Origin of the sequence: Enterobacter sp. JMULE2 (genome assembly GCF_013337145.1) — a bacterium.
In the GTDB taxonomy this organism is placed as follows: domain Bacteria; phylum Pseudomonadota; class Gammaproteobacteria; order Enterobacterales; family Enterobacteriaceae; genus Enterobacter; species Enterobacter mori.
The window spans coordinates 75,924-87,808 of the sequence record NZ_SGWD01000011.1 but is presented as its reverse complement, the minus strand read 5'-3'; the positions used below and the strand labels follow the sequence as shown (position 1 = coordinate 87,808).

The 11,885-nt window shown below is 56.5% G+C and carries 7 protein-coding genes; 1 reads left to right on the top strand and 6 read right to left on the bottom strand.

What is annotated here, in order from left to right:
* Window positions 1-117 precede the first annotated feature (117 nt).
* From bcsC to bcsQ, 5 genes are read right to left on the bottom strand one after another with little or no spacing between them, the layout of a single operon-like run.
* Window positions 118-3,600, bottom strand: coding sequence for a cellulose synthase complex outer membrane protein BcsC (gene bcsC / locus EXW94_RS08985; RefSeq protein WP_174339980.1), 3,483 nt, complete (start codon window positions 3,598-3,600; stop codon window positions 118-120).
* Window positions 3,582-4,688, bottom strand: a complete 1,107-nt coding sequence (gene bcsZ, locus EXW94_RS08980) for a cellulose synthase complex periplasmic endoglucanase BcsZ (protein WP_174340097.1) — start codon at window positions 4,686-4,688, stop codon at window positions 3,582-3,584. The genes bcsC and bcsZ overlap by 19 nt, the downstream gene beginning before the upstream one ends.
* 6 nt (window positions 4,689-4,694) lie before the next feature.
* Entirely contained in the window at window positions 4,695-7,118 is a 2,424-nt protein-coding gene (bcsB, locus tag EXW94_RS08975; RefSeq protein WP_174339979.1) for a cellulose biosynthesis cyclic di-GMP-binding regulatory protein BcsB, read from the bottom strand.
* Window positions 7,119-7,128: 10 nt separating this feature from the next.
* Window positions 7,129-9,744, bottom strand: a complete 2,616-nt coding sequence (gene bcsA, locus EXW94_RS08970) for a UDP-forming cellulose synthase catalytic subunit (protein WP_148401351.1) — start codon at window positions 9,742-9,744, stop codon at window positions 7,129-7,131.
* Window positions 9,741-10,499 (bottom strand): cellulose biosynthesis protein BcsQ, encoded by a 759-nt coding sequence (gene bcsQ / locus EXW94_RS08965; protein ID WP_174340096.1) that lies wholly within the window; start codon window positions 10,497-10,499, stop codon window positions 9,741-9,743. The genes bcsA and bcsQ overlap by 4 nt, the downstream gene beginning before the upstream one ends.
* Window positions 10,500-10,584: 85 nt before the next feature.
* On the opposite strand from bcsQ, the gene EXW94_RS08960 reads away from it, so the two are divergent.
* Complete coding sequence (locus EXW94_RS08960; protein WP_174339222.1) at window positions 10,585-11,616, top strand: IS630 family transposase; 1,032 nt, start codon at window positions 10,585-10,587, stop codon at window positions 11,614-11,616.
* A gap of 43 nt (window positions 11,617-11,659) precedes the next feature.
* Here EXW94_RS08960 and bcsR read toward each other — a convergent pair whose 3' ends face one another.
* A complete protein-coding gene (bcsR, locus tag EXW94_RS08955; protein WP_010426045.1) occupies window positions 11,660-11,848 on the bottom strand; it encodes a cellulose biosynthesis protein BcsR in 189 nt (62 codons plus the stop codon).
* Window positions 11,849-11,885 lie beyond the last annotated feature (37 nt).

The following is an 11,885-nucleotide window of genomic DNA, read 5'->3' as shown; positions in this document are numbered from 1 at the left end:
TGACTCTCCACAGAACTCGAAGCGCAGGGCGCACCAGGGAGTGAACCTGGTGCGCCTGAGTATACCCGATTGCTGCACTTTTAAGAGAGACTTACAATTGGATTAAGTTAAATCCGATTACCAGTCGGCGTAAGGGACCAGCGGCTCTGGCGGCAGGTCCATATCGCCCTGCCAGCCTGCAGCAGAATAACGCACGTAGAGCAGCGCATGGCTCGGGGTATAGTCTTTTGCTTCCTGAATATCCACGCCCAGACCGACAAACCAGTTGGAGGTCACACGGCGCTCGATAATCGCCCTCGCGGTATAACCGGTACCGGAGGAGCTGCTACCGGTTTCCATTTCGCCTCTGTCGGTATAGCGGCCAGGCTCATCGGTTGGGATCAGACCCTGTTTCGGATAACGCAACTCATCTTTCGTCTTCGAATGCGACCAGGAGACCGAACCACCCAGCTCCCATGACCAGTTCTCAGTACGCTTACGCCAGGTGACGGGCAACGCAAAAGAGACATACTCCTGCGGACTGTAGTAGCCACCTTGTCCCAGCGTGTAGCCACTGAGATCTTTGTCGTAATGCCAGAGCATGTTAGACACACCGACCGTCAGACGTTCGTTGTTTTCGTTGATCAGCTTGTAGTAATAGCCGGTCATCCAGCGGATGCGCCAGTTATCTTCCACATTTTTACCGGTCAGGCTGTCCATGTTCAGGCTCGACCAGACGCCGTTCGCCTCACCTTTGTCATAGCTTACGCTCACACCGCCGCCGGTCGAACGGACGCCGCCCCAGGTGGTGTTGGTATTGGTATCTTTTTGCCCGGCGAAGGCCAGCACAGAACTGGAGATAGGACGACGATGCGCGTTCAGGGTGTAGCCAATCGGCCCCAGGTCACTGCTGTAGCTCACGCCACCGACCACATCCACCACGTCGAAGCCCATTGGCGTCGTACCCAGATCCCACGCCCAGGTTTTATTCTGCCAGCCCACAGCCACGCTAGCACCGTTCGCTGACTGGTTCGTGTTGCCGCTACATGGCGTTTCGGCACAGGTCCCCCATTTCGGATCGTAGGTGCCGTTATTGGTGGCAAACGAGCCAGCGTCCATATTGACCAGATCGCTTCGGAAGAACATGCGTCCATCCGACAATGGCGCGTCGACCTGCAGCATCGTGGTATGCGCTTTCAGGTCGGAATAGCCACCGGTGCCGCTGGAGCCCCAGTAGTCGTGTTGCAGCGTGACGTTTACATCCTGCTGGCGATACAAATCACCGGCATCGCTGCGCACGCCGCGCTTCAGCCAGTCGTCTTTTTCATCATTTCGCGTCAGGCGGGTGAAGCTGTCGTTATCCGCCGGGCGAGTTGACGTGATGCCGGACGACACCATCGCATCTTTATAGGTTTCCAGCGCCTGCTGCGGCTGGCCGTTCTGGGCCTGGAATCGTGCCGCATCACGCAGCACTAGCGCATTGTCCATCGATGCGGGCTGCGATTTGGCCTGAGGGATAATCTTGCTAAAGGTTTGCTCTGCGGCGGCGGAATCTCCCAGGCCAGCCTGCGCCATGGCGATCCGACGTTGCATATTGAGCGACGGCGGTTGACCATTTTGCGCGGCTGGCAGTTTCGCCAGCTCGGCACGCGCCGCGTCTTTATCACCTTGCGCGATATAAACTTCGGTCAGTCCGAGGAGCGCATCTTCGTTTTGCGGCTCACGCTGGAGCACGGTGCTGTAGGCCGCTTTCGCGGCGTTATGATCGCCACGCTGTTCTGCCCAGTCTGCCAGCGTTAAATCGATACGCGTGGATGCTGGCTGCTGACGAAGCAGGTCTTCAGCCTCCTGCGCTTTCCCGCTGTCACGCAGGCGGTTAGCGGTTTCCAGCACCTGATTGCTCTGCAGTCGGTCAGCCAGCTCCTGAATATTGCCGTTCCACTTGTCGCGCGGCAGGGTATCCAGATGCGCCAGCGCGGCGCGATCCTGATCGTTCCCCGAGAGATACAGCCCGTTGGCGTAGACCTGATCCGGATCGCCCGGCTTCTGGCTTGCCAGCTGGCGCATGAGAGTATCCGCCTGACTGCGCTGACCCGCGCTGTAGAGATCCCGCGACAGACGGTAGGTGATCCATACGTCTCCCGGCGAGAGCGCAAGGCGACGACGCTGAATTTCTGCGGCCTGGGCGTATTGCCCCTGGTTTTCCAGCTGCTCTGCCTGCGCGGAGAGCTGTTCGTTGGTCAGGCTACGTTCAATATCATCTATGCTGCGACGCTGGCTGGCCGAGAGTGACTGAATAAACTGTGTCGCCTTCTCCGGCGACTGCGCGCGATACACATTGGCGAGGCCGCGCACCGCATTACTGTTGCCGCTGTCCATGCGCAGCGCCTGACGGTAATACCGCTCGGCGGCGTCGTTATCTTTGCGCGCGGCGGCGGCATCGCCCAACCCCAACACCGCATAGCTGTCGGTATTATCGATATTGCGCGCCTGCTGGAAATAGCGCTCCGCCTGGGCAGTGTTGTTAGCTTTCAGCGCTGCATCACCCTGCTGGATCAGCAGCCAGTAGCGGTTGACCTTCAGCAGGCTGTCCCACTTGCCCCGATTATCGCTCTGCGGATCGAGGGCGATTGCCTTTTCAAACTGCGCCACCGCGCGAGCGCGGTCACCTTTTTGTGAATAGGCCTGGCCCAGCGCGCCCACGGCTTCGCTGTCGGTATGGTTGGCACTGACCGCTTTTTGCAGTTCTGCCACCGCTTTACCGCCCTGCCCGGCATCCACTGCGGCTAGCCCTTCGGCTTTGGCGCGGAACGTTGGGTCGGCAAGTTGTTTTTGCTGTGCGTCAAGCTGTGCCCGCGCCGCCGTCACGTTGTCGCCATCGCTAAACACCGTGAGGTATTTCTGCAGCGCGCTGACGCTGGCACTGCTGGCAGGCTGATCTTTAATTTGCTGATACCACATATCAGATGCCTGATTGCGGCCATTGTTGGATTTCGCCATCGCCTGCAACACCGCAAAACCTTCATCGCGGCGTCCGCTCTGGAACAGGAGTTGCGCCAGCGCAGCCTGCTGCTGCGTATTGCCCGGATTACTGGCATTAATCTTCTTCAACTGATTAATGGCGGCATTCCGTCTGGCGGGCTCTTTGGCTACAAGCGTCCAGTATTCTGCTGCCAGGTCGCCATCCGGCGGATCGCCAGCAAACAGTTTGTCATAGGCGGCAATGGCTTCCTGCGTATGACCTGTCGTCGCCAACAGGCGAGCCTGCTGCAAGGCCTGGCGGCCATCCGGCGTGGAGAGCAGCATCGTGTTGCGGGACGTTTTGTATGCGCTGGAGCTCGGCGCCATGCCTTTCAGGCGGTCCAGCTCTTTTTGCGCGCCCGCGTTATCTCCCTGACGTAAGAGATAACGGAAACGTGCGGCAATCACGTCCGGGTTATTCGGGTCGATCAGCTCCAGTCGGTAAAGCGACTGGCGAACCAAATCCTCACGCTGCGTTGATTCGCCCAGACGAACCTGCTCCAGCAACTGTTGCTGCTGGGGGGAATTGGCGGCCCCGGCCATTGGCATCAGTGCCAGGCCAAGCGATAAACTGAGTAGATTTATTGTGAACTTGCGCATTCCTGGCCCCAATCCGGTATTAATTCACCCTGTGTGGTGAAGCGAAAACGATGCTGATCCCACCCTTGCCCAAAGAGGGTCAGTACATAGCTGTAATAGGCATTATTATCAGGAAAACGATCGGCGACGCGCTGTCGTTGCACTGCCTGCGCGTCCCGATTCTGTAAAAAAGGGAGCAGAGAGGCAGAAAAACCGACCGGGCCTTTATCCGTCCGTTTTCCGGTTGCCACGTCTACTTTCTCCGGCGGTACACCCTGCTTTGCCGTCACCGTTGCCATTGGCTTAAAGCGTGCCAGCAGCCGAGCCTTCTGCGGGTCTTTATCATTCATCATGCCCACCCAGAGATAAACGCGGATGGCGTCGTAGCTGCCCACCAGCGATTTATCCTGACCGAGCTGCCAGCCTCTGTTTTTCTGGTACTGCACCCAGTTCGGGGAGAAGCCTTTCGGTGCCGTCTCCAGCAATAAACGCAGATTGGTTTCACGAAGCGTGCTCCACGGCCTACCAAATCGGGTGAAATAGTTCGCGAGCTGTGGCGGGAGGTAGCTGGGGTTAAAGCGCCAGGCGTTCTCTTCGGCAAATCCGGTTTTACCCGGCAGCAGCATGAAGCCCAGACCCGGCACTTTTACCACTTCCTCGCTGAGGATGCGTTTAAGCAGCCCCTTGCCTGTGCGGGTGTAGTCCTGATTTTTCCACAGCCGCCCTGCTTCCAGCAGCGACCAGGCAATCCAGATATCGGCATCGGAGGCGGAGTTTGGGTCGATAACCGCCCAGGTCTCTTTGTCCTTTTGCCCCCACAGCCAGGCAGGCAGGTTGGTCGCTAAATCGCCCCCGGCGAGATTATCGCGCGTCCACGCCAGCAGCAAATCGAACGCTTTACGATCGTTTGCTGCCAGGGCAAAGAACAGCGCGTAGCTTTGCCCTTCAGAGGTGGTAATTTTTCGCGCGTCACTGGGATCGATAACGCGCCCGCTTTCGCTGATGTAGTCCTGTTTAAACTGTTCCCAGGCAGGCCAGCTACAGGCGGCGCGTAGATTCGTCGCCGCCAGCATCAACACGGCGAATACACACCAGCGAAAGCCTTTCATCACAGCTTACTCATGATCCGGATTCAAACGACGACGGCTGATGATACGCAGCAGACGCCACAGCACCCATGCCAGCAATATCACACTCACTGCAGCCAGAATCGCCAGCAGGACCGGATGATTGGACAAGGCATACCACAGACGTTCGAACCACGGCAGATGACCGACATAATAGACATCGCCGACGCGCAGGCTGTTGACGCCCGCCTCACGGATAACGGAGACAGAACCAAACATGGCAGCCCGTTTACCGCTGTCGTTCATGGCCGAATTTAACAGTTCATACCCGCGAGGGCTGTCTGCCAGCAGGACGATCACGCTGCGCTGGTCGTTGTACGGTGACTGGAAGCCCACGATTGCCGCCATCGGGCCCGTTGAGCTAACGCTGGTTTTCACGCTGGCCTGGCGGTCACCGCTGTCCGGCATAATGCTTGGGAACTCGGTCTGGCGCAGCGGCGTGTTAACCCACGACTGGGCAGCCTGCACCAGCAGATCGACGCGTTTATCATCCTTCAGCTTATCCGGAATGGTGCCAATGACCATGATATCGGCATCTTTGTTCTGGATTTGGCTGCCATCGTCGGTGAGCGAGACGTTGACGGCCGGTAAACCGGTTTGCGATCCAACGGTCCCCATCGTATTCAGCAGCGTCGACACCTGACCCTCATTTGGCGCTTTCGGCATCACAATAATCGACTCAGACAAATCGGCCATGCGGCTGAACGGGAAGCTGGCGTTGGCAAACGCACGCAGATCCGGCATCGCGATAAAGTGATAATACTTCGAGAAGTCGATAGTGGACTCATCGCCAATCACAACATGGTTCTGTACCGGCTGGAAGGTGATGCAGTTATCGACCGAGCCGCCAGGCATCGGGTTCATATACTGGAAGTCGAAACGCAGCTGGTTTATCGCGCCAAGCTTCAGCGCCGGGATGGACACATCGGTTTTACCGTCCAGCAGCCCCTGCAGCACAGGCAGGCGGAGCATCAGGCGGTTGGTTTCCTGGTTGCTCGTCAGACTGAATGATTGCAGGAACTGGTTGTTCAGGCTGATATCCATCCGCGAGCTGTCTTTGGTCGACGGCGCGGTGTAACGGTAGTTCAGGTTGATATCAATACCGTTGGTGCGCAGCAGATACAGATCGGGCGGCAGATTCATCGACAAACTGACAGGAGAAGGCTCAAGGCCGGTCGACTGCAGTTGCTCTTCATAGGTTTTCAGCTCGCCGAAGCTAATAGGGCGATCGGTACGCACCCAGTGAGGGGCATCGTAAGGCTTACGCGGCAGCAGCGGTTTCACCTCGTCCACCACAACGCTGTTTCCCCGGAAGAGAACATTCCCCTGCGCAATGCCTTTTGCCGCCTGCACCAGATCTTTCTCATCACGCCCGAAGACGACCAGCAGCTTCACATACGGATTGTCCGGGTGGTTGATCATTTCAATCGTCGGCGCTTTCACGTCCGGGTGTTCGCGCAGGAACGCCGGGCGTTTGGCGTTAGTGGCAAACACAATGGCGTTTTTGTCCGGCATTTTGTCGTACATGACCGGGAAGCTCTGACCGCGCCAGCCGGAGCGAGAGCCAAACCAGGAAGCCACGATGGTGGCGGCAAGCTGTTCCGTCACATCTGGCGCACCGGCAAAGACCATCGGCAGGTTTAACGGGCGATTGTCACGCGGGTCGAAGAACGGGACCGGGAAGGCCGAGAGATCGTTTTTCAACGCCAGCGGCTGATAGGTCAACTGCAGCGAGGAGTTACGACCAATATCCATCCACAGCGTGTTGCTGGCCGGGTTTTCACACACATCGCGATAGTGACCGACGAACTCCAGACGGACACGGTTAAAGTCGGTGATGAACAGCGGGTTGATCGGCACCTGAGCCAGGGTTTTCTTACCCAACTGCTCTTTGGTGACCGGCAAAACGTCCATCAGTTCATCGTTCAGGTAGACCTTGAGCTGAGACTGAACGGGCAGCAGTGACGGTGACGGCGTGTATTCCAGATTCAGCACCGCATTCGATACCACTTCGTCGCTACGCATCCCAAACTCAACGCCGCCATTAGGATTGATGCCACGCAGCACCATGCTGCCCGGCGGCGGGGCAATCTGGGCGAACGACAGCTTCACATCGCGCGACGGCACATTTTCGGCGACGACAGGTGCACTGGCACCCCGTACGCCTGGCATCACCTGCCCAACGACCTGGCTGTCGGCAGGTAAGGTATTCCCCGCCGTCGGCTTATTCGGGACCACGTTTTCCGTTTGCCCCGGTGCTGCCGTGACAACAGGATCGGTCGCTTGCGCGACCACCGGAACCGTAGGGGCAGGCGTGGCCGCTGCGTTATCAGGCGCTGCGTTAGCCATTGTTGTTGGGAGCGCACTCATCCCCATTGCCACTGCACATAACCAGGAAAGTTTTGTTTTCATCGCGTTATCATCATTGTTGAGCCATAACCGGGTCTGCCTGCTTCGCTTCATCTCGCTCAGGTCGACGCGGAATGAACGACACGACCCAGGAAACCAGTGAAGTAAGTGACCGGAAAATTAATTTCACCGACGACGGGGCAAATTCTGCAAGGTGACGATAGCCACGGAACCCCAGCTTCAGAATATCCAGCAGGCTTTCCAGAGGTTTATCTTCCGGGAAGCTGTCCTGCCAGAGAGCCCACGTATCCGCGCGGGCAAACGTACACTGCACAAAATCAATATGTTGCTTTTTGGTCAGCGGCATTAGCTTCAGACCCACTTCATCACCCGCCACACGCGCAACCTGCGTAGGGAAGACATACTCCTGCTGACCGCGCTTGAGCAGCAGATTGACCTTTTGCCCTTCCAGCACTTTCGCCTGACCGTTGATTTTGATGCCCAAACCACCGTCAGAGAAGTCGTGCACGGTACAGGAGAAGAGGTGACCATCTTCGCGGGCTATTGCTGCCGGCATGCTGATCTCGACGCGGTGCGCACGACGTACCTGTTTGCTCTCGACCGATACGGCTACCGCACCACCGAGGATAATCAGGTTGTAGAACACCCACGCCATACTCACGAATACCGTCAGGACCTCGTTTTCCGGGCCGTAGAAGTAACGCCAGATGCCTACGATGACGCCGACGATGTTAAGCAGGACCAGGAAGATATACGGACGGGAGATCACCCAATCGACATACTCCTCTTCCACCAGCCCACCTTTCGCGGTGACGTTGAACTTGCCTTTGTGCGGGTTAATCAGCGCCACCATGGTTGGCGGGGCAATGTACCAGGCCAGCACGGTTTCGTAGATTTCACTCCAGAACGAATGGCGATATTTCCCCTGGATCTTCGAGTTCGTCAGGCTCGCGTGGATCATGTGCGGCAGAACAAACAGCGCGATCATCAGCGCCGGAGCGTAAATGATGTAGGCATGAAGAAGCAGGAATGCCAGCGGCGCGGTGAGGAAGATCAGCCGCGGGATACCGGATAAGAAGTGGAACATGGCGTTGACATAGCACAGGCGCTGCGCCAGCTTCAGCCCTTTACCCATCAATGGGTTATCGAGGCGGAAAATTTGCACCATGCCACGCGCCCAGCGAATACGCTGGCCGATATGCGCCGACAGCGATTCTGTCGCCAACCCTGCTGCCTGTGGAATGCGCATGTATGCGGAGGTATAGCCAAGGCGGTGTAAACGCAGCGAGGTGTGGGCATCTTCCGTCACTGTCTCAACGGCAATACCGCCAATCTCATCCAGCGGTTTGCGGCGGATAACGGCACAGGAGCCGCAGAAGAAGGTGGCGTCCCACATATCGTTTCCGTCCTGCACCAGGCCATAGAATAGCGTGCCTTCGTTCGGGGTTTTACGGAAACGACCGAGGTTGCGTTCAAACGGATCCGGTGAGAAGAAGTGGTGTGGCGTCTGCATCATCGCCAGCTCTTTCTCTTTCAGGAACCAGCCCATCGTCATCTGCAGGAACGAGCGCGTTGGCACGTGGTCGCAGTCAAAGATGGAGACGAACTCCCCGGTGGCATACTTCAGGGCGTTGTTAATGTTACCGGCCTTCGCGTGTTCATGAGTGGTACGGGCGATGTACTCCACGCCGACCTCCTCCGCAAACTGGCGAAACTCGGCGCGGCCACCGTCATCCAGGATCCAGATTTTGAGCTTATCTTTCGGCCAGTCGATACCTAATGCGGCATAAATGGTGTTTTTCACCACCGTCAGGTCTTCGTTGTAAGTCGGTACAAAGAGATCGACCGACGGCCACTGGGTGGTGTCTTTTGGCAGCGGAACCGGCTGGCGGTTCAACGGCCAGATAACCTGGAAATAGCCCAGGACCAGCACAATCCACGCGTAAGTTTCAGCAAACAGCAGAACCAGACCGCACACCAGGCTGACCGGGTCATCCCAGTTCAGCGTTGATGTATAACGCCACCAGATATAGCGGCAGGAAACCGTCAGTGACAGCACGATCAGCATCAGGGCGGAGAAGCGTCCCGGAATGCGCCGCACCAGCAGCGCTACGCCCCAGAGCAGGATCAGGAAGGTGAACTGTGCCAGCGGGTTGAACGGCTGCGTAATACAGACCAGTGCCAGAATGAGCGAGAACACCACAATGACGCCGAGGATAAAACGCCTGAAGCCCGGGTGCAGGTGCCCGAGCTCTTTATGATTATCCAGATGACTGGTTTTGTCGCCGACGCGGTCGGGAAGCGTGTCCAGCCACTGGTGATAGCGTTCACGTAAGTTCTGCACGCGATCGAAGCTACGCCAGCGCGGCGTGGATTTTTCCACCCTGGCCGACGTCGCTGCCAGCCAGACGGCCTGAATCGCATAGCGTGCAGGGTCGAGAGGCCTTGGACGGTCGGGGTTAATGTGCGGATAGAGTTCACTGTGACGCGCACGAATACCCTGCCAGCGGGGGTGTTCGAGTGGAATAAATATCCAGGCCAGGATTAACCAGAAGCAACCGAGCGTGGCACTCAGCGACGACGCGCCATGTCGACGGTAGTGCCGGTAGCGCTCGCTTAAACGCGAACTGACCGGCGGGATAAGTAACCCGTTAGACAGGCGACTCATACCGTACTCCCGGCTGATTCCGGTCTTTTCGCGAAGTGCAATAAGCACCAGTTCGCCAGCGTCAGGATCTCTTCGGCTGCCAGCGAATCGCCCCGATATTCACCGAGCGGCTGCTTGGAGGCGAGACATTCCGCCATTCCCTCATCGCGATGGATAACAATCGGCAGCAGGCGACGCTGGCTTTGCAGCCAAACCTGGTAGAGATCGTCCTGGATCTGGCTGTTGATGCGAAGATCATTAATCAGCAGATGGGCATTCGTCGGCAACGGCTGTTGGTGCAAGCGAATATGGCAATTCGCATCCACATTCACGATAGAGAGAACATGGTCGCATTGCGCAAGTAGCTGGCGAGTGAGCGTGGCGGCACCGTGCGGCAGATCCAGTAATATCCACTGATACTGCCCTTTTTCCTCCAGGCTCTTCAACGCGGTCGTAAATTGCGAAAGCAGACGCTGATACGCGGCTTCATTCTCACGCTCAGCTTCAGTCAATTGACCATAAGGAAGTAAATCAAGCTGGGAGGTATAGCGCATACCCGCGTCACGCCAGTCTTTATCGTCGAGCAGCGCGCGGGCCCAACCCTTTGTATGCGTAAAGTCGACGTTAAATGACATGCGCAGCAAATTGTCGGAGCAGGCATCAATAACCAGCACCGATTCGCCTAACAGCTGTAATGACCACGCCAGCGCCGCGGTAATGGATGTTGTACCTACACCACCACGGACGCCCTGTAATCCTAAATAGCTGCGCCGAATAGTAGATCACTTAAAGGGAACTCAGCCCGAATTGTGCGATCTGATCAATCGCCAAATCAAAACAAATCACCAACCGGACTGAGCGATGCCGATCATAGCACCAATACCCCGCGACGAACGCCGCCTGATGCAAAAAGCTATCCATAAAACACGCGATAAAAATTATGCCCGCAGACTCACCGCTATGCTGATGCTGCACCGGGGTAACAGTGTTAGTTGCGTTGCCAGAACGCTCTGTTGCGCCCGTTCATCTGTTGGGCGCTGGATTAACTGGTTCACGTTATCGGGTGTGGAAGGCCTCAAATCCTTACCGGCAGGACGCTCCCGACGCTGGCCTTTTGAGCATATTTGCACCTTGTTACGTGAACTGATAAAGCACTCTCCCGGCGATTTTGGTTATCAACGTTCACGCTGGAGCACCGAATTACTGACAATAAAAATCAATGAGATAACCGGGTGTCAGTTGCATGCAGGCACTGTGCGTCGCTGGTTGCCCTCTGCCGGACTGGTATGGCGCAGGGCTGCGCCAACGTTGCGTATCCGCGATCCGCATAAGGACGAAAAGATGGCGGCAATCCATAAAGCACTGGACGAATGCAGCGCAGAACACCCGGTCTTTTATGAGGATGAAGTGGATATCCACCTTAATCCCAAAATCGGTGCAGACTGGCAGTTGCGTGGACAACAGAAACGCGTGATAACGCCGGGGCAGAATGAAAAATACTATCTGGCCGGAGCGCTGCACAGCGGCACGGGCAAAGTCAGCTATGTGGGTGGAAACAGCAAGAGTTCGGCACTCTTCATCAGCCTGCTGAAGCACCTGAAAGGCACATATCGACGGGCAAAAACCATCACGCTCATCGTGGATAACTACATTATCCATAAAAGCCATGAAACACAGCGGTGGCTGAAAGGGAACCCGAAGTTCAGAGTGATTTATCAGCCAGTTTACTCACCGTGGGTAAACCATGTTGAGCGGTTATGGCAGGCGCTGCATGACACGATAACGCGTAATCATCAGTGCCGTTCAATGTGGCAGCTACTGAAAAAGGTTCGTCATTTTATGGAAACCGTCAGTCCCTTCCCGGGAGGACAGCATGGACTGGAAAAAGTGTAGCGGTATTAGGCGCAGCTATTTAGTATGGCCATCAATGGCTCCCTTATTGTTGTTGGGCAAATTCAGCTAATAACGGCCAGCGTTTAATAGCCGCGGCCAACTGTTCCCGCTGGGAAATATCGGTGTAATCTATTTCGGGCAAAGAGAAAGCCTGCGTCAGCGCCAGAAAATCGTTTTGAAATGTGTAACCCAGGCTTGAGTCTACAGGCGTTCCGGATTCGTTATTATGCATGATTAATTCATCCCTTAGCGTAAAATCACACGATCAG

Coding starts and splice junctions, on each gene's coding strand:
- bcsC (WP_174339980.1), bottom strand. CDS start 3,600: ATGCGCAAGTTCACAATAAATCTACTCAGTTTATCGCTTGGCCTGGCA.
- bcsR (WP_010426045.1), bottom strand. CDS start 11,848: ATGCATAATAACGAATCCGGAACGCCTGTAGACTCAAGCCTGGGTTAC.
- bcsZ (WP_174340097.1), bottom strand. CDS start 4,688: ATGAAAGGCTTTCGCTGGTGTGTATTCGCCGTGTTGATGCTGGCGGCG.
- EXW94_RS08960 (WP_174339222.1), top strand. CDS start 10,585: ATGCCGATCATAGCACCAATACCCCGCGACGAACGCCGCCTGATGCAA.
- bcsA (WP_148401351.1), bottom strand. CDS start 9,744: ATGAGTCGCCTGTCTAACGGGTTACTTATCCCGCCGGTCAGTTCGCGT.
- bcsB (WP_174339979.1), bottom strand. CDS start 7,118: ATGAAAACAAAACTTTCCTGGTTATGTGCAGTGGCAATGGGGATGAGT.